Annotated in this window: 25 protein-coding genes, 1 pseudogene and 1 riboswitch; of the genes and pseudogenes, 17 read left to right on the top strand and 9 right to left on the bottom strand. The window is 40.8% G+C overall.

Going from position 1 to position 24,134, the window contains the following annotated elements; genetic code table 11:
* Positions 1-15 precede the first annotated feature (15 nt).
* Complete coding sequence (tig, locus tag RWP09_RS00260; protein WP_314432774.1) at positions 16-1,299, top strand: trigger factor; 1,284 nt, start codon at positions 16-18, stop codon at positions 1,297-1,299.
* Between the two features lie 47 nt (positions 1,300-1,346).
* Here the strand turns inward: tig and RWP09_RS00255 are convergent, their stop codons facing one another.
* The 3 genes from RWP09_RS00255 to rnhC all read right to left on the bottom strand — a co-directional run bounded on the left by RWP09_RS00255 (position 1,347) and on the right by rnhC (position 5,492).
* A complete protein-coding gene (locus tag RWP09_RS00255; RefSeq protein WP_314432773.1) occupies positions 1,347-3,713 on the bottom strand; it encodes an ATP-dependent RecD-like DNA helicase in 2,367 nt (788 codons plus the stop codon).
* Positions 3,714-3,992: 279 nt separating this feature from the next.
* Positions 3,993-4,607: a signal peptidase I gene (lepB, locus tag RWP09_RS00250; protein WP_033689324.1), complete on the bottom strand. Its 615-nt coding sequence runs from the start codon at positions 4,605-4,607 to the stop codon at positions 3,993-3,995.
* A gap of 3 nt (positions 4,608-4,610) precedes the next feature.
* Positions 4,611-5,492 carry a ribonuclease HIII gene (gene rnhC, locus RWP09_RS00245; RefSeq protein WP_314432772.1) on the bottom strand — a complete coding sequence of 294 codons (882 nt, stop codon included), beginning with the start codon at positions 5,490-5,492 and terminating at the stop codon, positions 4,611-4,613.
* 86 nt (positions 5,493-5,578) lie between these two features.
* Between rnhC and zapA the strand changes: the two genes are divergently transcribed.
* The 8 genes and pseudogenes from zapA to RWP09_RS00205 all read left to right on the top strand — a co-directional run bounded on the left by zapA (position 5,579) and on the right by RWP09_RS00205 (position 14,660).
* A complete protein-coding gene (gene zapA, locus RWP09_RS00240; protein ID WP_125443517.1) occupies positions 5,579-5,881 on the top strand; it encodes a cell division protein ZapA in 303 nt (100 codons plus the stop codon).
* Positions 5,878-6,426 (top strand): CvpA family protein, encoded by a 549-nt coding sequence (locus RWP09_RS00235; RefSeq protein ID WP_314432771.1) that lies wholly within the window; start codon positions 5,878-5,880, stop codon positions 6,424-6,426. The genes zapA and RWP09_RS00235 overlap by 4 nt, the downstream gene beginning before the upstream one ends.
* 310 nt (positions 6,427-6,736) lie before the next feature.
* The gene (locus RWP09_RS00230; RefSeq protein ID WP_314432770.1) at positions 6,737-9,073 is read left to right on the top strand and encodes an endonuclease MutS2; all 2,337 of its coding nucleotides are present in this window, start codon (positions 6,737-6,739) and stop codon (positions 9,071-9,073) included.
* A gap of 50 nt (positions 9,074-9,123) precedes the next feature.
* Positions 9,124-10,008 (top strand): acyltransferase, encoded by an 885-nt coding sequence (locus RWP09_RS00225; protein ID WP_314432769.1) that lies wholly within the window; start codon positions 9,124-9,126, stop codon positions 10,006-10,008.
* A pseudogene (locus RWP09_RS00220) lies at positions 10,005-11,239 on the top strand (glycosyltransferase). Before RWP09_RS00225 ends, RWP09_RS00220 begins: the two are co-directional and overlap by 4 nt.
* 231 nt (positions 11,240-11,470) lie before the next feature.
* Positions 11,471-11,559: riboswitch (glycine riboswitch) on the top strand.
* Positions 11,560-11,649: 90 nt separating this feature from the next.
* A complete protein-coding gene (locus tag RWP09_RS00215) occupies positions 11,650-12,972 on the top strand; it encodes a sodium:alanine symporter family protein (protein ID WP_314432768.1) in 1,323 nt (440 codons plus the stop codon).
* A 131-nt stretch (positions 12,973-13,103) separates the two neighbouring features.
* Positions 13,104-13,652 carry a carboxymuconolactone decarboxylase family protein gene (locus RWP09_RS00210; RefSeq protein WP_084889803.1) on the top strand — a complete coding sequence of 183 codons (549 nt, stop codon included), beginning with the start codon at positions 13,104-13,106 and terminating at the stop codon, positions 13,650-13,652.
* 108 nt (positions 13,653-13,760) lie between these two features.
* Positions 13,761-14,660, top strand: coding sequence for a TDT family transporter (locus tag RWP09_RS00205; RefSeq protein WP_314432767.1), 900 nt, complete (start codon positions 13,761-13,763; stop codon positions 14,658-14,660).
* 24 nt (positions 14,661-14,684) lie between these two features.
* On the opposite strand, the gene serS is transcribed toward RWP09_RS00205, so the two are convergent.
* The 6 genes from serS to RWP09_RS00175 form a co-directional block, all read right to left on the bottom strand.
* Positions 14,685-15,959: a serine--tRNA ligase gene (gene serS / locus RWP09_RS00200; RefSeq protein WP_314432766.1), complete on the bottom strand. Its 1,275-nt coding sequence runs from the start codon at positions 15,957-15,959 to the stop codon at positions 14,685-14,687.
* Positions 15,960-16,171: 212 nt separating this feature from the next.
* A complete protein-coding gene (locus RWP09_RS00195; protein ID WP_000079350.1) occupies positions 16,172-16,543 on the bottom strand; it encodes a DUF956 family protein in 372 nt (123 codons plus the stop codon).
* A 2-nt stretch (positions 16,544-16,545) separates the two neighbouring features.
* Positions 16,546-17,910: an aspartate kinase gene (locus RWP09_RS00190; RefSeq protein WP_314432765.1), complete on the bottom strand. Its 1,365-nt coding sequence runs from the start codon at positions 17,908-17,910 to the stop codon at positions 16,546-16,548.
* A 103-nt stretch (positions 17,911-18,013) separates the two neighbouring features.
* Positions 18,014-19,177 (bottom strand): site-specific integrase, encoded by a 1,164-nt coding sequence (locus tag RWP09_RS00185; RefSeq protein WP_314432764.1) that lies wholly within the window; start codon positions 19,175-19,177, stop codon positions 18,014-18,016.
* A gap of 150 nt (positions 19,178-19,327) precedes the next feature.
* Positions 19,328-20,137 (bottom strand): hypothetical protein, encoded by an 810-nt coding sequence (locus RWP09_RS00180; RefSeq protein ID WP_314432763.1) that lies wholly within the window; start codon positions 20,135-20,137, stop codon positions 19,328-19,330.
* Between the two features lie 2 nt (positions 20,138-20,139).
* On the bottom strand, positions 20,140-20,877 hold the full coding sequence (locus RWP09_RS00175; protein ID WP_314432762.1) for a S24 family peptidase: 738 nt from the start codon (positions 20,875-20,877) through the stop codon (positions 20,140-20,142).
* Between RWP09_RS00175 and RWP09_RS00170 the strand changes: the two genes are divergently transcribed.
* From RWP09_RS00170 to RWP09_RS00135, 8 genes are all read left to right on the top strand, one after another.
* Complete coding sequence (locus RWP09_RS00170; RefSeq protein WP_314432761.1) at positions 20,871-21,248, top strand: helix-turn-helix transcriptional regulator; 378 nt, start codon at positions 20,871-20,873, stop codon at positions 21,246-21,248. The two genes, RWP09_RS00175 and RWP09_RS00170, sit on opposite strands and share 7 nt — an antisense overlap.
* Before the next feature lie 144 nt (positions 21,249-21,392).
* The gene (locus RWP09_RS00165; protein WP_314432760.1) at positions 21,393-21,860 is read left to right on the top strand and encodes a hypothetical protein; all 468 of its coding nucleotides are present in this window, start codon (positions 21,393-21,395) and stop codon (positions 21,858-21,860) included.
* A gap of 333 nt (positions 21,861-22,193) precedes the next feature.
* Complete coding sequence (locus tag RWP09_RS00160; protein WP_119942668.1) at positions 22,194-22,694, top strand: hypothetical protein; 501 nt, start codon at positions 22,194-22,196, stop codon at positions 22,692-22,694.
* 11 nt (positions 22,695-22,705) lie between these two features.
* The gene (locus RWP09_RS00155) at positions 22,706-22,906 is read left to right on the top strand and encodes a hypothetical protein (protein ID WP_314432759.1); all 201 of its coding nucleotides are present in this window, start codon (positions 22,706-22,708) and stop codon (positions 22,904-22,906) included.
* 1 nt (position 22,907) lies between these two features.
* Positions 22,908-23,123, top strand: coding sequence for a hypothetical protein (locus RWP09_RS00150; protein WP_314432758.1), 216 nt, complete (start codon positions 22,908-22,910; stop codon positions 23,121-23,123).
* Positions 23,120-23,413 (top strand): hypothetical protein, encoded by a 294-nt coding sequence (locus tag RWP09_RS00145; protein ID WP_314432757.1) that lies wholly within the window; start codon positions 23,120-23,122, stop codon positions 23,411-23,413. Before RWP09_RS00150 ends, RWP09_RS00145 begins: the two co-directional genes overlap by 4 nt.
* Positions 23,394-23,735: a hypothetical protein gene (locus RWP09_RS00140; RefSeq protein WP_000058833.1), complete on the top strand. Its 342-nt coding sequence runs from the start codon at positions 23,394-23,396 to the stop codon at positions 23,733-23,735. The genes RWP09_RS00145 and RWP09_RS00140 overlap by 20 nt, the downstream gene beginning before the upstream one ends.
* Positions 23,728-24,009, top strand: a complete 282-nt coding sequence (locus RWP09_RS00135; protein WP_314432756.1) for an XRE family transcriptional regulator — start codon at positions 23,728-23,730, stop codon at positions 24,007-24,009. The genes RWP09_RS00140 and RWP09_RS00135 overlap by 8 nt, the downstream gene beginning before the upstream one ends.
* Positions 24,010-24,134 lie beyond the last annotated feature (125 nt).

Here is a 24,134-nt window from a genome sequence, read left to right as displayed (position 1 = left end):
AGGAGAAATGACAGAATGTCTGTATCATTTGAAAACAAAGAAACAAACCGTGGTGTCTTGACTTTCACTATCTCTCAAGACCAAATCAAACCAGAATTGGACCGTGTCTTCAACTCAGTGAAGAAATCTCTTAATGTTCCAGGTTTCCGTAAAGGTCACCTTCCACGTCCTATCTTCGACAAAAAATTTGGTGAAGAGTCACTTTACCAAGACGTTATGAACGCTCTTTTGCCAAACGCTTATGAAGCAGCTGTAAAAGAAGCTGGTCTTGAAGTCGTTGCTCAACCAAAAATTGACGTAACTTCAATGGAAAAAGGTCAAGACTGGGTTATCACTGCTGAAGTCGTTACAAAACCTGAAGTAAAATTGGGTGACTACAAAAACCTTGAAGTATCAGTTGATCTAGAAAAAGAAGTAACTGATGCTGACGTTGAAGAGCGTATCGAACGCGAACGCAACAACTTGGCTGAATTGGTTATCAAAGAAGCTGTTGCTGAAAACGGCGACACTGTTGTCATCGACTTCGTTGGTTCTATAGACGGTGTTGAATTTGATGGCGGAAAAGGTGAAAACTTCTCACTTGGACTTGGTTCAGGTCAATTTATCCCTGGTTTTGAAGACCAATTGGTAGGTCACTCAGCTGGTGAAACTGTTGATGTAGTTGTAACATTCCCAGAAGACTACCAAGCAGAAGATCTTGCAGGTAAAGAAGCTAAATTCGTAACAACTATCCACGAAGTAAAAGCAAAAGAAGTTCCAGCTCTTGACGATGAGCTTGCAAAAGACATCGACGAAGAAGTTGAAACACTTGCTGAATTGAAAGAAAAATACCGCAAAGAGTTAGCTGAAGCTAAAGAAGAAGCTTACAAAGATGCAGTTGAAGGTGCAGCAATTGATAAAGCTGTAGAAAACGCTGAAATCGTAGAACTTCCAGAAGAAATGATTCACGAAGAAGTTCACCGCTCAGTAAACGAATTCCTTGGAAACTTGCAACGCCAAGGTATCAACCCTGACATGTACTTCCAAATCACTGGAACTACTCAAGAAGACCTTCACAAACAATACGAGGGAGAAGCTGAGTCACGTACTAAGACTAACCTTGTTATCGAAGCAGTTGCCAAAGCTGAAGGATTTGATGCATCAGAAGAAGAAATCCAAAAAGAAATCGAGCAATTGTCTGCAGATTACAACATGGAAGTGGCACAAGTACAAAGCTTGCTTTCAGCTGATATGTTGAAACACGACATCACAATCAAAAAAGCTGTTGAATTGATTACAAGCACAGCAACAGTTAAATAATCTTAATAAGATAAAAACCCACCTGATTAGGTGGGTTTTCTTGTGCACTATTTTCCAAAAATCTCTTTGAGATCTGCTTCTGTAATCCCAATCATGGCGGGGATGCTGTCCCAGTTTTCTTCGGTCAGGATGTAGGATTGTTCAGAGGCGCTTGATGTGGCTGTTTCAGAGACAGCTGGTTGCTTTTCTTCAACATTCTCCAACAAATCACTGAAGCGTTCAATCAGATAGGTTTTTCGGGCAGTTCCGATGTGTTGGGTAGCATAGTCAAAGGCCTGTAATTCGCCGAGTAAGATAAGCTTGCTTTTGGCGCGTGTAATGGCTGTATAGATGAGATTGCGCTCCAGCATACGCCTGCTAGCACTGGTGATAGGTAGGATAACAACAGGAAACTCACTTCCCTGAGACTTATGGATACTCATGGCATAGGCCAGGCGAATCTTGTACCATTCGTTACGTGGGTAGGAGACCTCGTTGCCATCGAAATCAATGACAATCTCATCTTGCTTCGACTCTGTGTATTTACCAGGAATCAGGTCTGTGATAGCTCCTAAATCCCCATTAAAGACATTGATTTCAGCATCGTTGACCAAGTGAATGACCTTGTCGCCCTTGCGATAGTGACACTGGGGAGCCTCAAAACTGAGTTGGTCTTTTTGTGGTGGATTGAGCAGGTCTTGCATGAGTTGGTTGATGGCATCAATCCCTGCCGTCCCTCGGTACATGGGGGCCAGAACCTGAATATCACGGGCAGGAATACCACTTCTGAGGGCAGCGCCTAAGATTTTCTCAATAGTAGCAGGAATATGGCCACTAGCAATTTCAAAGTAGGAACGGTCAGCTTTTTTCTGGGTGAAATCAGCTGGCAAGATGCCCTGTCGAATCTGACTAGCTAGGGTAACGATGGTTGATTCTTCGCTTTGCCGATAAATTTTTTCCAAGCGAGTCTGAGGAATCAAGGGAATATGAAGCAGATCCGCTAGAACCTGTCCAGGACTGACAGAAGGCAACTGGTCGCTATCTCCCACGATGAGGATTTTACTGTTAGAAGAGATGTTGGAGAAGAGTTGGTTGGCCAGCCAAGTATCCACCATAGAAAATTCATCCACGATAATAAAGTCGGCATCCAGATAATCTTCCAGATGACTGGTATCATCGTCCCCTGTCATTCCCAAATGGCGGTGTATGGTCGCGCTAGGCAAGGCAGTCAATTCATTCATGCGCCTAGCGGCTCGGCCAGTTGGAGCAGCAAGAAGAATCGGCAGGTTGCTTTTTTTCCTGAGGTCAAGTCCTTCCAAAAGGGCATAAACAGCGATGATACCATTGATAACAGTTGTCTTACCAGTACCAGGTCCACCTGTCAGGATAAAGACCTTGTTCTGGATAGCATCATATATAGCCTGTTTTTGAATGTTATCATACTCAATCTCCAGATCTTCTTCGACAGTAGCGATATGTTTTTGAATGGTTTCTAAATCATGACTCTTCTGTTTTCCTTTTTCAAGGATACGAACCAAGTGACTGCGGATGCCTTCCTCAGCGAAGAAGAGGCTGTTGTCAAAAATCTTGGTATCAATCTGCTGAACCTTGTCTTCTTCAATCAGGTAGGAGAGCTCTTGGGCAACTTGGCTGGGATCCAGTTCCACGGGACGAGAAGACTCAAGGAGAGTAAGGGTTTGTTCCAGCAAATCCCGTGCTTCAACATAGGTGTCCCCTGTTTCCATACAGGCCTGAAAAAGACTGTGAACTAGACCGGCGCGGAAACGTTCAGGAGCCTGACTTTCGATGCCTAGTTCTTCCGCTAATTGGTCAGCAATGGTAAAGCCCAAACCCTTGATATCCTCAACCAGTTGGTAGGGATAATTTTCAACCACATCAAGAGTTTCTTCCTTGTAAAAGTCTTGAATCTGAAAGGCTAATTTATTGGGAATGCCGTAGTTGGCTAGTTTGGCCAAAACCATCTCGGTTCCGTAGTTGAGGCGGAGAGTAGAGACGAAAGCCTCGCGATTTTTGGCAGAGAGTCCTGCGATGCCTTCTAACTTTTCTGGGTGTTGCAAAATTTCGTCAATGGTATTTTCGCCATAGGTGTCCACTATTTTCTGAGCTGTCTTGAGACCAATTCCCTTGAAATGGCTACTTGAAAAGTACTTGACCAAGCCCTTGCTAGTTGGTTTGGCGCGTTCATAACGACTGATTTGCAGTTGTTCCCCATACTTGGAGTGCTGGACAATTTGTCCCCAAAAAGTATAGTCTTCTCCCTCAATCACATCAGCCATGGTGCCAGTAACAATGATTTCAAAATCATCAAAATCCTCTGCGTCTGTATCTTCGATTTCTAGGAGGAGGATGCGATAAAAGTTGCTGGGATTTTCAAAAATAATCCGTTCAATGGTTCCTGAAAAATAAACTTCCATAAGATTCCTTTGCATAAATAGGTGAGAGTTAATACTCTTCGAAAATCTCTTCAAACCACGTCAGCTTCGCCTTGCCGTATATATGTTACTGACTTCGTCAGTTCTATCTACAACCTCAAAGCAGTGCTTTGAGCAACCTGCGGCTAGCTTCCTAGTTTGCTCTTTGATTTTCATTGAGTATAACTTTGTTTCTATCCTAGTTAGACTGGGTAGAGAATAATCATCTTCTCACGATAGAAGAAGAGGCTGAGATTGCTGATTCTCGGCCTCTTAGGTTTCTTAAAATGTTCCGATACGGGTGATTGGCCAGAAGCGGAATTTAGCTTCCCCTGTGATATCTTTTGCTTTAAAAGTACCTACGTGACGGCTGTCGCTAGAAACCAAGCGGTCATCTCCGAGGAGAAGGTACTCTCCTTCTGGGACAGTAAAGCTGAAGTTGGTATTGTAGTTGACATCAACTGTGAAGGCTTGGGCTTTTTCAGCAATACTTCTAAAGAAAGTTCCTTTATTTCCTTCAAATCCCTTGCCTGAGTAAGTGCTTTGGAGTTTGTCATCCTTGAAACGTTTGATGTAGTCAGCTAGGTAAGGTTCGTCCGTCTCTTTATCATTGATGTAAAGTTTATCGTTTTCGTAACGGATGGTGTCGCCAGGCATTCCGATGACACGCTTGACGATATCCTTATTGCCATCTTCCTCGTGGGCAACCACGATATCAAAACGGTCAATAGGGAGGTGCTTAACGACAAAGAGAATTTCGCCATCCGCTAGGGTAGGATCCATGGAATGTCCTTCTACGCGGACGTTGCTCCAAAAAAAGATACGACTTAAAGCTAGTAATGACAGAATTAGGAGGAACAATCCCCACTCTTTTAGGAAATGTTTAAATGAATTCATAACTTACCTTTCTAAGCGTTTTTTCGCTTTTTCAGTATTTTTAAAGTGCAGTTTGGCGCAGAAGTTAAGTCCTTGCATGCCATAGGCTTGCAAAATCTGGCTAGCTACTTTATCAGAAGCCGTTCCAGCCCCACTTGGGAGTTGATAACCCAGTTCTCGTCCCAGATTTTCAAGATTTTCTAGAAAGAGATCACGCGCGATGACAGAAGAAACTGCGACAGCCAAGTATTTGCCCTCAGCCTTTTCTTCTAAGCTGATAGGATTGCTGAAACGGTTGGCCTCTTGTGCCAAGTACTTGTCATAATTTTTAGCACTGGTAAAGGCATCAATCACAATTTTCTCAGGCTGAGCACCTTTTTGAAGGAGGAGATAGATAGCCTGATTATGGAGGGCAACTTTAACCGAAACAGCGTTGTAGCGGTCTCCGATGACCTCGTTGTACTTGCTTGGTGAGAGAAGCAGTGCCTGGTGCTGGATTTTTTCTTTGAGGATAGGGGCAATCTGACGAATCTTTTGGTCGGTCAGAGTTTTAGAATCCCCCACACCGAGTTTTCGCAAGAAGGCATGCTGGTCAGGTGTGACAAAGGAAGCCACAACTGCAAGTCCACCAAAGTAGGAACCATTTCCCACCTCATCTGTTCCAATCAAAGGGAAATTTTGTCCCCTGTTTTCCTCTACAACTTGATAGCCAAAGAAACGAGCATATTCCTCAGCTTTTTCACCCTGAAGCAAGACCTTTCCAGAAGTATAGATAGAAACTGTTGCTTGAGGTAGTCTTAAAAAGTAGCGGATATAGGGATTCTTGCTGGGAGCCAGACTGGTTTGGTAGTGTTCAAGAAAAGCCTGAATCTCCTTTTCGCTTGATGTGAGTGTTATACTTGCCATAGTTTCTATTGTACCATAAAAGCAGGCAAATTTGTAAAAACTGACAAAATTAGCGAATTTTGGTATAATATCGTGAGGTGAATTTTATGGCAAATCTAAATCGATTCAAATTTACATTCGGGAAAAAATCATTAACCTTGACAACCGAGCATGATAACCTTTTTATGGAGGAAATCGCCAAGGTTGCGACAGAAAAATACCAAGCAATTAAAGAACAAATGCCAAGTGCAGATGATGAAACCATCGCTCTTTTGTTGGCAGTCAACTGTTTATCAACTCAGCTCAGCCGTGAGATTGAATTTGACGATAAGGAGCAAGAATTAGAAGAACTCCGTCACAAGCTTGTGACTTGCAAGCAAGAACAGAGCAAGATTGAGGATCCCTTATGATTTCAATCCTTCTTCTATTGGTCTTGGCTTGGGGATTTTATATCGGCTATCGGAGAGGCCTGCTCTTACAGGTTTATTACCTGATTTCAGCCATGGCATCGGCTTTTATGGCTGGCCAGTTTTACAAGGGGCTGGGAGAACAATTCCATTTATTACTCCCTTATGCAAATCCGCAGGAAGGTCAGGGGACTTTCTTTTTCCCATCGGATCAACTCTTTCAGTTAGATAAGGTCTTTTACGCAGGAATCGGCTACTTACTTGTGTTTGGGATTGTCTATAGCATCGGTCGTTTGCTTGGTCTCCTTTTGCACTTACTTCCTAGTAAAAAACTGGGTGGCAAGTTGTTCCAAGTTTCAGCAGGTATCTTGTCCATGTTGGTGACCTTGTTTGTCTTGCAGATGGCCTTGACAATCTTGGCGACCATCCCCATGGCAGCTATACAAAATCCTCTTGAAAAGAGTATCGTCGCAAAACACATCATCCAGAGCATACCAGTAACAACTAGTTGGCTCAAACAAATCTGGGTGACAAATTTAATCGGATAAAAAGGGCAGGAATTTTCCTAGCCCTTTGTTTACAGATTTGACTCGAATCTATCAGAATGTAAAAAGCTACCACACCTAATACTCAATGAAAATCAAAGAGCAAACTAGGAAGCTAGCCGCAGGTTGCTCAAAGCACTGCTTTGAGGTTGTAGATAGAACTGACGAAGTCAGCTCAAAATACTGTTTTGAGGTTGTGGATAAGACTGACGAAGTCAGTTACCTATACCTATGATATATACGGTAAGGCGACGCTGACGTGGTTTGAAGAGATTTTCGAAGAGTATAGACATTCAAAGACAAGGAAATAACGATGAACAAGAAAATATTAGAAACATTGGAGTTCAATAAGGTCAAGGCTTTGTTTGAACCCCATTTGTTGACCGAGCAGGGCTTGGAGCAATTGAGACAGTTGGTTCCGACTGCTAAAGCAGATAAAATCAAACAGGCTTTTGCTGAGATGAAGGAAATGCAGGCTCTTTTCGTCGAGCAACCGCATTTTACCATTCTCGCAACCAAGGAAATTGCAGGAGTCTGCAAGCGGTTGGAGATGGGGGCGGATCTCAATATCGAGGAGTTCCTACTCTTGAAGCGCGTGCTTCTGTCTAGCCGAGAGCTGCAAAGTTTTTATGCTAATCTGGAAAATGTCAGCTTGACAGAATTAGCCCTTTGGTTTGAGAAATTACATGATTTTCCGCAATTACAAGGAAATCTCCAAGCCTTTAATGATGCAGGTTTCATTGAAAATTTTGCCAGTGAAGAATTGGCGCGCATCCGTCGAAAAATCCATGATAGCGAGAGTCAGGTACGCGATGTCTTGCAAGACTTGCTCAAGCAAAAAGCACAGATGTTGACAGAAGGAATCATTGCTAGCAGAAATGGCCGTCAGGTTTTACCAGTCAAAAACACCTACCGCAATAAGATTGCAGGTGTCGTTCATGATATTTCTGCTAGTGGAAATACCGTCTACATCGAACCTCGTGAGGTGGTCAAACTGAGCGAAGAAATAGCTAGTTTGCGAGCAGATGAGCGTTATGAAATGCTTCGCATTCTCCAAGAAATTTCGGAGCGTGTTCGCCCTCATGCGGCTGAGATTGCTAATGACGCTTGGATTATCGGCCATCTGGACTTGATTCGTGCCAAGGTCCGCTTTATCCAAGAAAGGCAAGCAGTCGTACCTAAGCTGTCAGAAAATCAGGAGATTCAACTGCTCCATGTCTGCCATCCTTTGGTCAAAAATGCCGTCGCAAATGATGTCCATTTTGGCCAAGATTTAACAGCTATTGTCATTACAGGTCCCAATACTGGTGGTAAGACCATCATGCTTAAAACTCTGGGCTTGACGCAGGTTATGGCTCAGTCAGGTTTGCCGATTTTAGCAGATAAGGGAAGTCGTGTTGGTATTTTTGAAGAAATCTTTGCTGATATTGGCGATGAGCAGTCTATTGAGCAGAGCTTATCTACCTTCTCTAGCCACATGACCAATATTGTGGATATTCTTGGAAAGGTCAATCAACATTCCCTCTTACTCTTGGATGAGTTGGGGGCTGGTACAGACCCTCAAGAAGGAGCAGCCCTTGCCATGGCTATTCTGGAGGACCTTCGCCTACGTCAAGTCAAGACCATGGCGACCACCCACTATCCCGAACTCAAGGCCTACGGTATTGAGACAGCCTTTGTGCAAAATGCCAGCATGGAGTTTGATACTGCAACTCTTCGCCCGACCTATCGCTTTATGCAGGGTGTTCCTGGTCGAAGCAATGCCTTTGAAATTGCCAAACGTTTAGGCCTTTCTGAAGTCATCGTAGGGGATGCCAGTCAGCAGGTCGATCAGGACAATGATGTCAATCGGATTATTGAGCAACTGGAAGAGCAGACGCTGGAAAGCCGTAAACGCTTGGACAATATCCGTGAGGTGGAGCAAGAAAACCTCAAGATGAACCGTGCTCTTAAAAAACTTTACAACGAGCTCAATCGTGAAAAGGAAACCGAACTTAATAAGGCGCGTGAACAGGCTGCTGAGATTGTGGACAGGGCTCTAAGTGAAAGTGACCAGATTCTTAAAAATCTCCATAGTAAATCTCAACTCAAACCCCACGAAATCATTGAAGCCAAGGCCAAGCTGAAAAAATTGGCTCCTGAAAAAGTAGATCTATCTAAAAACAAGGTCCTTCAAAAGGCCAAGAAAAAACGAGCTCCAAAGGTGGGAGATGATATCGTAGTTCTCAGCTATGGACAGCGTGGGACCTTGACCAGTCAACTCAAGGATGGACGTTGGGAAGCCCAAGTCGGTTTAATCAAGATGACCTTGGAAGAAAAAGAATTTGACCTCGTTCAAGCTCAGCAAGAAAAACCAGTCAAGAAGAAACAGGTCAATGTCGTGAAACGGACTTCTGGCAGAGGACCGCAAGCAAGACTGGACCTTCGAGGGAAGCGTTATGAAGAAGCCATGAATGAGCTAGATACCTTTATCGACCAAGCCTTGCTTAATAATATGGCTCAAGTTGATATTATCCATGGTATCGGAACAGGAGTCATCCGTGAAGGTGTCACCAAATACCTACAAAGAAACAAGCATGTCAAGAGTTTCGGCTATGCCCCACAAAATGCTGGAGGCAGTGGTGCGACTATTGTGACATTTAAAGGCTAGAAGTATCATTTTTACAAATTTTAGTGTATAAAAGAATCGAGAAATATAGGATGAATTTGAAAAATATAGTACAGTTAGTTGGAGATTATCATCATGTTGAAGTGTCTCCAGATGCTCATCTTGATTTGGGAGCAGATATTACAATTCGTTCGTTTGCAAGTATTGAAGTTTCAAGTGGTGCGAACTTGAAAGTAGGAAATAGGGTCTTTTTTAATGATCATTGTTCAATCCGCTGTACTGAGGAAATCACCATTGGTCATGATACAATGTTTGGAGATGGAGTTCGAATTTTTGATTCGAACCATCAATTTAATAACTATCATGTGTTTAAAACTGCAATGAGCGGCGCTCCTGTTCGTATTGGGCGGGATTGTTGGATTGGTGCCAATACCGTTATTCTTAGAGGAGTTACTATAGGTGACAATGTCATCATAGGTGCTAACTGTCTCATCCATCAGGATATTCCTAGTAATTCAATTGTCACTCATAGTGAAACATTAACGATTAAACCTAAGAATATTGCTAAGTTCCATGCCTTTGTTTATACTTACTCGGATCAGCTGGAAGGCTTGGAGTATTTGCTGGCTAGTTTACCTGAAGTTGATTTTCATGTTGCGGCGCCAACAAATGTTTCAGATTTTTTAAGAAGTTTTTCCAGATTTAGTAATTTTCAACTATATGAATATTGCCAATCGAGAGAGATTTCAGATCGCATTTTAGAGTTGGCTGATGTCTATCTGGATATAAACCACTGGAATGAGGTTGATGATATTATTGGGCGCGCTTTGGCAATAGGAAAACCGATATTTGCATTTGACACAGTAGCTCATCGAACTGATGAAGGAATTCAAGTGTTTAGTATAGAGGACAAAGAGAATATGGTGATGGCCATTCGTCACCAACTAGAAAAAGTTGATAGTGGGGAGAAGGAATGAAATTGTATCAAAAAGTGATTGCTCTTGGAGCTGATATTCGTTATATGGATAAGGTAGAAACTGTGATAAAGTCAGTATCGGTTCATAATCATGAAGTGAAATTTTATGTATTTAATGACGATTTGCCTAGTGAATGGTTTTTGTTGATGAGAAATCGTCTGAAGGTTATTGGTTCTGAGATTGTTAATGTCAAAAAAACAGCTCATAATCTTCGCGATTTTCACTTGCCAAATGCAATCCTTTCCTATGCTACTTTCTTTAGATATTTCATAGCAGATGAAGTACAAGAAGACAGAGTTCTCTACTTAGACTCAGATATGATCGTAAATGCAAGATTGGATGAATTGTTCTCCTTAGACTTACAAGGCTATGACATTGCAGCTGTTCAAGATTTTGATCAAGATGGTTGGTTAACAACCTTTAATGCAGGTATGTTGTTGATTGATGCAAAGAAATGGCGAGAAAAAATTCAACACAAAGTCTACTAGAGTTGACTGCTCAATACCATGAACATGTATATGGGGACCAAGGTGTTCTCAATATGTATTTCGGTGACCAGTGGCTACATTTGGACAAAGAGTATAATTTCATGGTTGGATTGGATCAATTTTTACACTTAACAGGCAACAGTAAATGGTACCAGTCTTCGTATTATGGAAATTATGAGCCAAAGATTATCCACTATACCTCAGAGTTTAAACCCTGGATTCATTTAACTTTGAAACGTTTTCGTAAGTTATGGTGGTTTTATTATGGTTTGAACTGGAATGATGTGTTATTAGAAACTGATATCATCAGACGTTCATTTACAGAACTGGTAAAGGCTCCCTTATATCATACTTGTATTTTTACAAATAGTGCTAGCCTAGAATCAATAGAATACCTACTATCTGAATTACCGGAAGTTCATTTTACAATATTAGCACCAACAAATTTTGCTGATAGTGTAGTTGATATGCAACGATTTTTGAATCTTTCAATTTATCCAAACTTTAGTCCTTTTAACAAGAATGAAACCTTGGATAAGATGGATTTCTACCTAGATATCAATCATGGAGGAGTTGTAGGAACTATTGTAGAAGAAATTAGTGATAAAAATAAACCAATTTTTGCGTTTGATAATACAAGTCATGACTCGAGTGGAAGAAGTCGTATTTTTTCGTCAACTGAACCAGAGAAAATGGTAGAAGCAATTCGAAAATTTTTAGGAGTAGAACTGAGTGGTAAATGAGTTTAGATAGCATTTTAAAATTTATCAAAAAGTCAGGATTTCTATTGAAATTATAGCTCTATTTTCGAGATAGTGAGGTAAATTATAAAGTAAAACCTGTTGAACTAATTTTTACTAATAAACACATTGACAAAAACCAACATTTTTTGTAAAATAAGAATCAATTAAATACCAACACCGAATGAAGTTTAATAGAAGTGGGGAATCGTTTGATTTTCCATGACTGTAAATGGACGGAACTCTGGAGAGACCGTAAAGGCACCGAAGGGGCAAGGCAGGTAACTGCTCAAACTCTCAGGTAAAAGGACAGAGCTAGGATAGACCGCTTTTTAGCATTTATCTAAGCATTCCAGAGTACATGTATCTTGCATGTGCTCTTTCTTTTGGGGTTGAAAAGATAGGAGAAGGAAATGTTAGAATTGCTTAAATCAATTGATGCTTTTGCTTGGGGCCCACCCCTCTTGATTTTATTGGTCGGAACAGGGATTTACCTAACTGCCCGTTTAGGACTTTTGCAGGTTTTACGTCTCTCTAAGGCCTTCCAGCTTATTTTTATCAAGGACAAGGGGCATGGGGATGTATCCAGTTTTGCGGCACTATGTACAGCTCTGGCAGCGACAGTTGGTACGGGAAATATTATCGGGGTGGCGACAGCTATCAAGGTCGGTGGCCCAGGAGCCCTCTTTTGGATGTGGATGGCGGCTTTCTTTGGCATGGCTACCAAGTATGCGGAAGGTTTATTAGCTATTAAATACAGGACTAAAGACGATAACGGTGCTGTTGCAGGAGGCCCCATGCACTATATACTTTTGGGTATGGGAGAAAAGTGGAGACCGCTTGCCATCTTTTTTGCTATCGCAGGTGTGCTAGTAGCTTTATTGGGAATCGGAACCTTCACCCAAGTCAACTCGATTACAGAATCTATCCAAAATACGACGACTATTTCGCCAGCTATCACAGCTCTCGTTTTGTCTGTCTTAGTAGCGATTGCTGTTTTTGGCGGACTCAAGTCTATTTCAAAGGTTTCGACAGCTGTTGTTCCTTTTATGGCTATCATCTATATTTTGGGAACACTTACAGTTATTTTCTTCAATATTGGCAAACTCCCTGCTACAATCGCTTTAATCTTGACATCAGCCTTTAGTCCTGTTGCTGCGGTAGGTGGATTTGCTGGTGCTAGCATTCGGATGGCTATCCAAAATGGTGTGGCGCGTGGTGTCTTTTCAAACGAATCTGGTCTAGGTTCTGCTCCCATTGCAGCTGCTGCAGCTAAGACAAATGAACCAGTAGAGCAAGGTTTGATTTCCATGACAGGAACCTTTATTGATACCCTCATCATTTGTACTCTAACTGGTTTGACCATCTTGGTAACTGGAGTATGGAATAGTGACTTGAATGGAGTTGCTTTGACTCAGTCAGCCTTTTCAACAGTCTTTTCACACTTTGGGCCTGCCCTCTTGACCATTTTCCTTGTACTCTTTGCCTTTACAACGATTCTAGGTTGGAACTACTATGGAGAACGCTGTTTCGAGTTCCTCTTTGGTGTTCGTTTTATCTGGCTCTACCGTGTGGTTTTTGTGCTCATGGTCTTGCTGGGAGGATTTATCGAGTTGGATATGGTTTGGATTATCGCAGATATCGTCAACGCTTTGATGGCTCTGCCAAACTTGATTGCCCTCTTAGTTTTATCACCAGTTGTTATTGCTGAGACTAAAAAGTATTTTGACAAATAATGGAATCACACATTGCGTGTGATTTTTTGCTTTCATAAAAAATTTCTATCGATGCAATTTAAAATATATATTATACACGGTATAGAATCTGTGATAGACTAGGTTTCAACAACATGAAAAGAGGTTTTATGATGACAACATTTACAATCCATACAGTCGAATCAGCACCAGCAGAAGTGAAAGAAGTTCTTGAAACAGTAGAAAAAGACAACAATGGCTTTATTCCAAATCTAATCGGACTCTTGGCTAATGCACCTACTGCTTTAGAGGCTTACCGTACTGTCGGAGCTATCAACCGTCGCAACAGCCTGACACCTGTTGAGCGCGAAGTAGTGCAAATCACGGCAGCTGTGACCAATGGTTGTGCCTTCTGCGTCGCAGGTCACACAGCCTTTTCAATTAAACAAATCCAGATGAATGATGACCTTCTGCAAGCCCTTCGCAATCGTACTCCAATTGAAACAGATCCTAAATTGGACACCCTAGCTAAATTTACCTTGGCAGTTATCAATACCAAGGGTCGTGTAGGAGATGAAGCCTTGGCTGAGTTTTTAGAAGCTGGCTACACCCAACAAAATGCTTTGGATGTGGTTCTTGGTGTCAGCCTAGCAAGCCTCTGTAACTATGCCAACAATCTAGCTAATACCCCAATTAACCCAGAATTGCAACCTTATGCTTAATCCTTATCTGAGTAAAATGAAGTCTGAAATAATCGGACTTCATTTTTTATCCCCTCATTTAAGCGCTTTTATGCTATACTGAAACTAACATGATTATTGGAGGTTAGAATGAAAAAACTCCCCTTGGTATTTTCTGGTTGTTTGCTAGGTTTGGCAGGAGCTGGAAATCTCGTTTTAGATACGTTGCCGGTTCTGTCCCATCTGTTGAGTCTGACAGGTTTGAGTTTGTGGATTTACTTTCTGCTTCTGCATCTCTTTAATTGGAAAGAGACCAAGCAAGAATTGACCAAGCCCCCTCTTTTGTCAGGAATGGCGACCTTTCCTATGGCTGGGATGATTTTATCGACCTATGTTTTTCGTGTCTTCCCTCATCTTCCTTTGGTAGCGCAAGGACTCTGGTGGTTTTCATTTCTCTTGGATTTGGCCTTGATTGCTGGTTTTACCATCAAATTTGCCTGTCCTGGTCGGAGGGTTCATGCTACTCCAAGCTGGACGGTTCTCTATGTGGGGATAGCAGTGGCAGCCTTGACTTATCCTCTTGTAGGCATCATCGAAATTGCCTATGCGACCTTGAGTTTTGGTTTTCTCTTGACCTTCTATTTCTACCCGCTTATTTATAGCGATTTAAAGAAACATCCACTCCCACTAGCCTTGCTTGGACAAGAAGGGATCTACTGTGCTCCTTTCTCTCTGCTCTTGGCTTCCCTGGTTCGAGTTGGAGGTGCCAGCCTGCCGACTTGGATCTTAATCGTTATGATTTTATCTTCCCAATCCTTCTTTTTCTTTGTTTTGACTCGCCTGCCTAATATTTTAAAACAAGGTTTTCAACCAGCCTTCTCAGCCCTCACCTTCCCAACCATTATCACAGCTACCTCGCTCAAGATGGCTCAGGGACTCTTGAAACTTCCATTTCTGGATTATCTGGTACTGGCTGAAACAGCTATTTGCTTAATTATTTTACTCTTTGTATTAGGTGCTTATCTAATTTGGTTACGAAAAAAGGTCTAGCTAGAAATAGCTAAACCTTATTTTTTATGGTTTGATAACTTCAGCTCCACCCATGTATGGACGAAGTGCTTCTGGGATGGTCACAGAACCATCTTCATTTTGGTAGTTTTCAAGAATAGCGGCCACTGTACGTCCAACTGCAAGTCCAGAACCGTTCAAGGTATGGAGCAATTTCACCTTGCCATCAGCTTCATCACGGTAACGGATTTGGGCACGACGGGCTTGGAAATCTGCTGTGTTTGAACAGCTTGAGATTTCACGGTAATTGTTTTGCGCTGGAATCCATACTTCCAAGTCGTAAGTTTTGGCAGCTGAGAAGCCCATATCTCCAGTAGAGAGAGCAACGACACGGTATGGAAGGTTAAGTTTTTGAAGGATATTTTCAGCGTTGGCTGTCATTTTTTCCAATTCTTCGTAAGATTCTTCTGGTTTGGCAAATTTAACCATTTCAACCTTGTGGAATTGGTGCAAACGAATCAAGCCACGAGTATCACGACCAGCTGAACCAGCCTCAGAACGGAATGATGGACTCATAGCAGTGAAGTAGATTGGAAGATCTTTGCCGTCCAAGATTTCATCACGGTAATAGTTTGTCAGAGGAACTTCAGCTGTAGGAATGAGGACGTAATTGCTGTCGCTCAATTCAAAAGTATCTTCCTTGAATTTTGGATATTGACCAGTACCAAACATAGAATCATGGTTGACTATGTAGGGTGTGATGACTTCAGTATAGCCTTCTTTTCCATGTTCATCCAACATAAAGTTGTAGATAGCACGTTCCAAACGAGCACCGAGGCCTTTATAGAAGAGGAAGCGAGCGCCTGTTACCTTACCACCGCGTTCCCAATCAAGGATACCAAGGTCTTCACCAAGATCCCAGTGGGCTTTTGGCTCAAAGTCAAACTCGCGTGGGGTCCCCCAACGGCGAACCTCCACATTGTCATCTTCATCAGCCCCAACAGGAACACTGTCAGCAGGGATGTTTGGAAGAGTAGTGGTAAATTCTGTCAATTTAGCATCGATGTCTGCCAATTCAGTATCCAAGGCTTTGACCTCAGCAGATAGAGTTTGCATGGCAGCAATCTTGTCATCTGCATTTTCTTTGTTGCGCTTAGCTTGGGCAATCTCAGCAGAAACTGTGTTACGTTCTGCTTTGAGAGTTTCAACCTTGACCAAAATATCACGACGTTTAGCATCGATTTCTTTCATCTCGTTTAAGACAGCAGCATCTACACCACGTGTAGCCAATTTTTCTGCGACAGCATCAAAGTCTGTACGAATACGCTTGATATCTAACATAAGAACTCCTTTATAAAAAAGCACACCTGACAAAGCGTTGGAGTGGCAGGGCCACGGTTCCATCCAACTTCACAGGTGTGCACTTGATTATGTATGTAATTGTTACTAACGGTAGAATTTCACCTATCCCTCCTATCTGCTCGCAGCATCCGCAGACTTTCTGAAAGAAGAAGATAACCTACTTATCCGTTGCTATGATTATACTAAAGTTTTTACTTTTTTGCAAATAGATTTTTAAATTTTTGGCTAATTGTCTGAATCAGGGTAGGAAGTTTGACGACCTTGTCATTGCCTAGTTTTTCGCGTGCAATTTTGAGAATGGCACCTGAGTCTTTTGAAGCAAAGAGGAATTTTCCTCTGTCTGTAAAGACTTCGAAGTGGCGACTGATTTTGCGACCAGTGACATTGGCTCCAATCTGATTGATATGGCTCCAAGGAATCTGGATAAATTGTTCAACATTGACATCTGGGTAAAATTCCAAAGCCTGATCTCCAACAAGGAATTTTCCAACTTTCCCAGCTATAGAGAGGTAGGAAGTACCTGTGGTATTTAGAAGAACAGTTTTATTAAGTGATTGGGCCATGATTAGTCTTCCTTGCTTTCACCGAAAAAGGCATTGTAGAGGGCTTTAATAGCTGCTTTCTCTTGGTCCTTATGGACAACAAACATGATAGATACTTCACTAGAACCCTGAGACATCATCTGGATGTTGATCTTGTTTTCAGATAGAGCGCGTGTTGCAGTAGCAGTTACTCCGATATGGCTCTTCATCTTTTCTCCAACAATCATAATGATTGAAAGGTCGTGTTCGATTTCTGCATGGTCTACTTCAGCCTTTTGAACCAACTGACGAAGGATTTCTTCTTCCTTGATAGGAGTTAGTTCACGAGAACGGAGGATGATTGAAAGATCGTCGATACCAGTTGGCATATGTTCCCAACCGATGTTGAGGTCTTCAAGGATTTGCAGAACCTTGCGACCAAATCCAATCTCGCGGTTCATGAGGTATTTAGACATATTGATGCTGACAAAGTCAGAATCACCGGCAATTCCTACAACTGGAAATTCATCACTACTGTGTTTTAGAACAATACGAGTACCTGGATGGTCAGGATTGTTGGTATTCTTGATAACCAGAGGAATTTTTCCACGGTAGGCAGGAAGAAGAGCTTCGTCATGAAGAACTGAGAATCCTGCATAAGCCAACTCACGCATTTCACGGTAGGTCAACTCAGGAATCGAGTGTGGTTGGTGGATAATTCCTGGGTGAGCTGCAAAGATACCATCAACGTCCGTAAAGTTTTCATAGAGGTCAGCTTTAACCCCTGCAGCAATGATAGAACCTGTAATGTCTGATCCTCCACGTGAGAAGGTACAGATTTGATTTTCCTTGGTAACTCCAAAGAAACCAGGAATGACAAGTACTTCATTTGCATTTGTCAATTCTTCAATCTTGTCATAACTTGATGGAATGATGCGAGCGTGGCCAGGTTCACTTGTTACCACAATCCCAGCTTCTCTAGGATGAACATAGCGTGCATCGATACCGTTTTGGTTAAAGTAGGCAGCGATCAATTTAGCATTGTTATTTTCACCGGCTGCTAGGAAAGTATCGTAGAGAAATTCATTTTCATCAATAGGAAGAGTGGCTAAGGCGCGAATGCTTTTAGAAATTTTTTCTAGAACAGCTGGTTTCAGTCCCAATTCACTAACCATAGCAGCATAGCGGTCTATAATCCAGTTCTGACTTTTGCTAATATCGTTACCAGCAACATAGTCGCGGTAGTATTTAATCAAGGCATCCGTAACCTTAGTATCTTCAGCATTGCGTTTACCAGGCGCAGAAACGACTACAAAACGGCGCTCTGAATCGCTTTTGACGATGTTTAAAACTTTTTCTAATTGACCAGCAGAGGCAAGAGAGCTACCTCCAAATTTAACAACTTTCATAAGAACTCCTAAAGTAAGTATTTTATACGATTATAGCAGAAAAATGAATATATGCCAATATGACAGCTTTTTTTGATACTCTATATTTTGTTTTAAGAACTTTTTAGGAACTTTTTAACTTTTCAAGAGCCATTTCAAACACTGAAGCGGTCTTTTTTTGGTTCGTTTCAGATAGGTGGCTATATATATCCATGGTCATGGAGATTTTTGAATGACCTAACCTAGTTTGAATATCTTTATAACCTAGTCCAGCGTTTAACAAGATACTAGCGTGGGTATGGCGGAATGCGTGAAAACCTAGGCTTGGGCAGTCAGCCTTTTTCAAGTGCTCTTTTAAGCGGTATTGCAGGCGGTTAGTTTTTTTGTATTCGTCAAAACTATTAGGGAATACTTTTTGGTAGCTGATGCCAATAGTCCGCCCGTTTTCTGCTTGTCTTGCTTTGTAAAGTCTAAGCATGAGTAGAGTTTTTTTGTCAAGGTCAAGCGTTCGGATAGCGCTTTTACTCTTGGGGCTGTTTAGCGTTCCTAAAAGGTTTAGCGTCTTTGTTACTGAGATAGTCCCGTCTTGTAAGTCAATATCTGACCATTTGAGGGCTAGACATTCCCCAATCCGTAAACCAGTGGCGAGTAGAGTTTTATATAGGACGGTATCGTAAAAATTTTTATAGGTATTGTCCAAACCGTCCAGGTAATCGAGGAATTTTTTTAAATCCGTATCGTTTAGATACTTGATTTTTGTTAGTGTCTTTTTGGCTTTGCGTGGTACGATGGTATCCCTTGCAGGATTTGAGGGCAGGGCTTGAAGGACTACACCATACTGTAAAATGCGTTTATTGGTTGAATGCAGTAAGCTATAATTTTTGTAGCCGTAACCGCTGTTATATGCTTGCGCCCAATCGTTGACAACTTTCTGAATAATTGGGGGTGTGAGTTTGTCCAGCTTGTAAGACCCAAAGGCTGGCAAAAGATAATTTTTCAGCATACCTTTATAGACTACCATTGTGTTAGGTTTTACGGTGTGACGGTAACTGTTCCACCAGCTTTCGACCAGTTCAGCATAGGTATTGATTTGAACAGCTTTAAATACTGTTGACCCGTCTTTTTCAAACTCTATTTGAGCCTGTAACGCTTTGGTTTTGAGTTCCTTCTTGTTTCGGCCTGATATAGTCGTCTTGACCTTCTTACCCGTTACGGTATCGATGCCAAGATAGACGCTGGAGCGGTAGACTATTGACCCGTCTTTCTTTTTGTATTCTGTAATCTTCATGGTTTTACTCCTTTTTCCATCAGCAGGCAAGCAATTAGAAAAGATTTTGAGTTTATACCATGCGAGGGGCTACGAGAACCCCCTTATTTTCGATTTTAATCAGTCAGACGGTAAATAATACCAGAGTTGGAAACAAGGCGGATATGGGGTTTATATGATGTTATCTGAATCGCTTTGGACGTTCCAGTCTTGAAAATCATAAATATCTAACCTTCTATCTGAATATACTTTATCTTCCAGAATACTAATTTTTTCATATAGGTCAGTAACTTTAGCAATACTAGTATTCCCTTCACTCATATAATAATTTATTTCGTCATATATCTTTTGTCCTTTAATAGGTTTTTCAAAAGAATTGAAGAATTGAATCATTTTTTTACAATACGAGATATATTCGTTGTAATATCTCAGTTCCATTTTGTAAAGTTCTAATTCAAATTTCTCCTTGTTCCAATTTGGGAAATCAAGATCTAGATTGATAGGATAGTTTTTTATAGCATGTATTTCCCATAAGTGGCAATAATTATTATAAATTTCTTTCCCTTTTTCTGTTAGTAAAGTTTTTTCATTAGTATCAACTAATAATCCTTGAACTTTAAATTGAGAAGTTAGACGTTCGGCATTTAGATTGTAATTTGTAAAAAAATATTGTGGGATGTGGATAGTTGATTTTCGGCCAGTCTTCGCTTTTCCCCACCAAACTAATAATAGAATCTCTCTTAATTTATAACCTTCTTTAGTAATATATTTATCACTGTATTTAGGGAGGTCATATCTTCTTCCAAATATATCAGTTATTTTAGGTCTTTCGTTTAGTAAGTTAAAGTATTGAGGAGTATAGAAATTTGTTTCTTCAGCGTTATTATATTTTTCTTCTGTGTGTGGAATTTTCAACTCTATGTGATCGGTTCTAGTTTCCGTAGTGGACTTTTTTCTAAAAATAAAGTCTAATAGCCCCATTTTTATTCCTCCTTATAACGACCCACAACCTCTCCAATAATTCGGAAGTCTGTTTCTGGCGTGATTGGCATATCTTTGTATTTAGGATTCAAGCTATGTAAGTAGGCTTGTTCTGTATCAATAACCAGTTGCTTGATATATGCCTCTCCGTTGTAGTTAAACACTCCGATAACTCCATCATTCAAATCAACGCTTGTCTGGATAAACACTAGATCGCCATCATGATAATCAGGCTCCATCGAGTCCCCTTTGATTGGGATAACAAAGTCAGCGTCTACATCTATTGGCAACTCTATCTGTTCAACTCGTACATCGTTTAAATATTGGCCAGTACCTGCAGAAGCTGGATGGTCGTAGTAGTTGTAGCTATATAGCTGAATGACTTCCGATACTTCGTTTTTCTTCGTTTCTTCTTCGTTCTGCTCCAGTAGTTGCTTTTCAAGATAAGTCAAGGCCTTTGCTTGTCTTGGTGGAGTTAGTTGCTCATAGATGGCTTGAACTGGGGAAGTGGTAGCAATTTCTTCGTTTTTATTTTCTACTAAGTCAGACTTTGAAACGTTGAAAAAATTAGCCAGCATTTCGATTTTATCTATACGTGGGTAAGTTTTAGCATTTACCCAATCGTTGACGGTTGTATACTTAAAATCTAATGCAATAGCTAACTGACGAGGGTTTAAACCTTTTGCACTTAAAAGTCTTTTGATATTGTCCGCCATTATTTGCTTATTTCCTAATGACATGGCGCAACCGCCTTTCTATAATTCATAATTTAATTATACGGTTAAAACGTAGAAAAAGCAAGGGAAACGAAAAAAAAGAAAATAAAATCAAAAAAAGTGTTGACAAGTTATCGGTTTTACCGTATACTGTCATTGTATCCGATTTAAACGGATATCCAAAAGAAAGGAGTGAGGGCTATTTGCGTCTTACATTGAAAGCGTTGCGTGCCAATAGCAACATGAAACAATCAGAGGTGGCACAAAAATTAGGAATTTCTGCAACTACTTGGAGTAAGTGGGAAAATGGAAAAAGTTTTCCTGATGTTGCCCAAGTAAAAGAGATTGAAAAACTCTTCGGTGTTGCTTATGACGACATTATTTTTTTAAGCTAATATCCGATTTAAACGGATATAGAAAGGAGTAACCCAATCACAATACTATATTACATCTACAAGATACTCCACTGGTGCTTTACCACTGGGGATTGACCTGATCGGAAAAAATATCCGACCTAGAACATAAAGGAGAAAAACAAAATGAACAACGCACAAGTATATCAAGCACAAACGACTAACCACGGTATCGCTAGAGCATTGGGCGAAGAAATTCGCATGATCACAGACGTTGAAGAAACAACTTACAATGGACACGGTGAAATTACTGTTGAGTACACCAGTGACGTTGCATTGACAAAACTATTTGACCGTATTAAATCACTTTACGAAAAAGGCGAAAGCTACGAAACAAAACCATTCTTACATTTTAAAGTATTGGAGGATGATTTGGAATCAAAACCAGAAGGTTTTACTGCTAAAGAAATGAACTTTAAAGAATTTAAAACATGGCTAGATGATGCCGTGAGTGTGGCGGAAGCTATGGCATTACCTGAAAACAAAGGTGTACTTGACGACTTAATAGAAAAGACAGCTAATAATCTAGCTTTTATTGCTGAATTAGTGGAAAATCGTCAACTGATTTATAGAAAACCTAGACATGAAAATTAAAAAAAGACAACAAAAAAAGTCACTTGCTGAACGTTTGGCGACTGAAGCAAGCGACTGGATCAAGAATATAGATATTTTTTCTATATCTCAATTATAACAAAAAACAACTATTCAATCAATAACAACTAGTGGCAGGCAAGCAATTAGAAAAGATTTTGAAATTTAAGTGCTGACACGGCGACTCTAAGCACTTGTTTAGCAAAAATGTGGGTGGGTGGATTACCCACGAAACATCACTACATACGTTCGCCAACTTGGGGTAATCGCCCAGCGTTTGGAGTGGTGTCAATACTGTATAGGAAACGACAATAAAAAGGCCAACGGAGGAAAAATATGATAGCAGATCAATTAGAAGCTATTTCAACAAATTTAGAAGAAATACAAGAAATTCTTGTAGGAGCTGGAACTGCATTAGCTAAAAGAGAAATCAGCAGGGTATTGAATGACTTGGATGATGTCTACAATGAACTAACTAGCACAGAATACCATGAACAACAGCAAACGCTAAAGGAACAAACAGAGAAGATGAAACAGAGGGTGATTGCTGAGGTAATAGGTGAACTAGAAGAACGAGAAGAGTCTTATTACAGAAATTATTGGGGTGATACTAAGTTTATAAAGCTACTTTCCAACTTTGATGGATTTCTTTTCTTAAACACTTACCTAGCTGAAATAACTAAAGAAAATACCTACCCAATGGAACAAAGCCAATTATTGAATTATGTATGGGAAGTCATAGCGGTTGATATCGCAAAGAAAAAACGAGGGAAAAAGAACGTTTTGGATTCATGGACAGACTCATCCTTATATACTCGTGGAATGATGATTGATTAGGAGGCAATGCAATGACACTAGACCTAGACAACATGACACAAGCAGAATTTGATGAAGTAATTGCTGAAATCAAGGATAGAAATCCGAACCTCTTTCAGTTCATCACTGATTTTTTAGATAGAAAGATAACACCCGAAGAGGTGGACGAGTTTTTGAAGATGGAGCGAACTGATCAAGTGGACTATATCAAGAATTACAAAGCGAGGGCATAAGATGAATGAATTAGATTTGACCAATACACAGGCACTTATCTTTTCCGTGGTATTGATTGCCTTGCTGCTTTATCTAAACCACCTAGACCGCAAAAAAAGCGCCCAATTTGAGCGAGAAAGCAAACAGACGATGGAAACACCTAGCGAGGATTTAAACCCTGATTATGGGCGTTATATTCAGCTTGCAGGGGTAAGAGTTTACGGAGGGATGAAATGAGTTACACAATGAATTTATATCCTGATTTTGAAGAGAGACCTGATAAGCCCTATTTCACTAAAGAGATTTTTCTAGCTATGTGTATGAACAATACAGCGAAACTAGCAACAGCTAGAGGGATACTAGCCGGGCAACTTTTGGATAACAAGGTAAGGGAACTTGTCTATAAAACTATTGATGCGATTTTAGAAGATCAGAAAGATATTTTTTATGGCGTACTAAGTGAACAAATAACCTTTTTGAATAAAAGCAAAGGAGAGGAGGAACTGAATGAGTCTATCAGAGAATGACAAACGAGTATTAAGACTAATCAAGGTAGGGGCTGAAAACTCCATAACAGGGGCAGAAATCAGCCTGATCACTAAGCTGGCAGAAAGAACCGTGCAAGATATTATCAGCCGTCTAATCACGCGCCATAGCGTTCCTATTGTTGGGGTTCGCCATGGAACATTTAGAGGATATTTTATCCCAGCTAACAAAGAGGAGCTACTGGACGGAGCAAAAACATTTTACAATCAGATACGAGAAGAAGAAAAGCGCCTAGCGGTGTTGATGAACAGCGACCTAGAAAGCTACAAAGAAACCTTGAAGGAGGTGGGCGGATATGTTTAGCCTAAGCCGAGAAAGTGAGCAGGACCTAGCGCATGGCATTCTGGAGGTAGTGGAAAGATACCTGGAAGCCCATGATAGAGTTCCACAAAGACTTACTGGATTGATTTCAGCAAAACGGCTACAAGATGAGTTGGATATAAGTTATAAGACTCTTCATAGATGGGAAGAAGCAGGATTGAGACCATACCGTCCCCCACTAGAAGATACTAGGAAAGCATACTATAAAGTTACGGACATCTGGAAGTTTATGGGGGTGGAAAATGGCAAGGTATAGTATTCATCCGGCAGATAATAAAGGACATTATCACAATATTAAATTTTACAAAGAGCGCAGGCCAACCCTAGATCAGCTAAAGGAACAGCAAAGGCTTAAAAAGCTGAAGAAAAAACGTAGAAAGG

Origin of the sequence: uncultured Streptococcus sp. (genome assembly GCF_963521255.1) — a bacterium.
GTDB lineage: Bacteria > Bacillota > Bacilli > Lactobacillales > Streptococcaceae > Streptococcus.
The sequence above is the reverse complement of the archived record's forward strand: the minus strand, read 5'-3'. Positions and strand labels throughout refer to the sequence as shown.

Coding starts and splice junctions, on each gene's coding strand:
- tig (WP_314432774.1), top strand. CDS start 16: ATGTCTGTATCATTTGAAAACAAAGAAACAAACCGTGGTGTCTTGACT.
- RWP09_RS00255 (WP_314432773.1), bottom strand. CDS start 3,713: ATGGAAGTTTATTTTTCAGGAACCATTGAACGGATTATTTTTGAAAAT.
- lepB (WP_033689324.1), bottom strand. CDS start 4,607: ATGAATTCATTTAAACATTTCCTAAAAGAGTGGGGATTGTTCCTCCTA.
- rnhC (WP_314432772.1), bottom strand. CDS start 5,492: ATGGCAAGTATAACACTCACATCAAGCGAAAAGGAGATTCAGGCTTTT.
- zapA (WP_125443517.1), top strand. CDS start 5,579: ATGGCAAATCTAAATCGATTCAAATTTACATTCGGGAAAAAATCATTA.
- RWP09_RS00235 (WP_314432771.1), top strand. CDS start 5,878: ATGATTTCAATCCTTCTTCTATTGGTCTTGGCTTGGGGATTTTATATC.
- RWP09_RS00230 (WP_314432770.1), top strand. CDS start 6,737: ATGAACAAGAAAATATTAGAAACATTGGAGTTCAATAAGGTCAAGGCT.
- RWP09_RS00225 (WP_314432769.1), top strand. CDS start 9,124: ATGAATTTGAAAAATATAGTACAGTTAGTTGGAGATTATCATCATGTT.
- RWP09_RS00215 (WP_314432768.1), top strand. CDS start 11,650: ATGTTAGAATTGCTTAAATCAATTGATGCTTTTGCTTGGGGCCCACCC.
- RWP09_RS00210 (WP_084889803.1), top strand. CDS start 13,104: ATGACAACATTTACAATCCATACAGTCGAATCAGCACCAGCAGAAGTG.
- RWP09_RS00205 (WP_314432767.1), top strand. CDS start 13,761: ATGAAAAAACTCCCCTTGGTATTTTCTGGTTGTTTGCTAGGTTTGGCA.
- serS (WP_314432766.1), bottom strand. CDS start 15,959: ATGTTAGATATCAAGCGTATTCGTACAGACTTTGATGCTGTCGCAGAA.
- RWP09_RS00195 (WP_000079350.1), bottom strand. CDS start 16,543: ATGGCCCAATCACTTAATAAAACTGTTCTTCTAAATACCACAGGTACT.
- RWP09_RS00190 (WP_314432765.1), bottom strand. CDS start 17,910: ATGAAAGTTGTTAAATTTGGAGGTAGCTCTCTTGCCTCTGCTGGTCAA.
- RWP09_RS00185 (WP_314432764.1), bottom strand. CDS start 19,177: ATGAAGATTACAGAATACAAAAAGAAAGACGGGTCAATAGTCTACCGC.
- RWP09_RS00180 (WP_314432763.1), bottom strand. CDS start 20,137: ATGGGGCTATTAGACTTTATTTTTAGAAAAAAGTCCACTACGGAAACT.
- RWP09_RS00170 (WP_314432761.1), top strand. CDS start 20,871: ATGACATGGCGCAACCGCCTTTCTATAATTCATAATTTAATTATACGG.
- RWP09_RS00175 (WP_314432762.1), bottom strand. CDS start 20,877: ATGTCATTAGGAAATAAGCAAATAATGGCGGACAATATCAAAAGACTT.
- RWP09_RS00165 (WP_314432760.1), top strand. CDS start 21,393: ATGAACAACGCACAAGTATATCAAGCACAAACGACTAACCACGGTATC.
- RWP09_RS00160 (WP_119942668.1), top strand. CDS start 22,194: ATGATAGCAGATCAATTAGAAGCTATTTCAACAAATTTAGAAGAAATA.
- RWP09_RS00155 (WP_314432759.1), top strand. CDS start 22,706: ATGACACTAGACCTAGACAACATGACACAAGCAGAATTTGATGAAGTA.
- RWP09_RS00150 (WP_314432758.1), top strand. CDS start 22,908: ATGAATGAATTAGATTTGACCAATACACAGGCACTTATCTTTTCCGTG.
- RWP09_RS00145 (WP_314432757.1), top strand. CDS start 23,120: ATGAGTTACACAATGAATTTATATCCTGATTTTGAAGAGAGACCTGAT.
- RWP09_RS00140 (WP_000058833.1), top strand. CDS start 23,394: ATGAGTCTATCAGAGAATGACAAACGAGTATTAAGACTAATCAAGGTA.
- RWP09_RS00135 (WP_314432756.1), top strand. CDS start 23,728: ATGTTTAGCCTAAGCCGAGAAAGTGAGCAGGACCTAGCGCATGGCATT.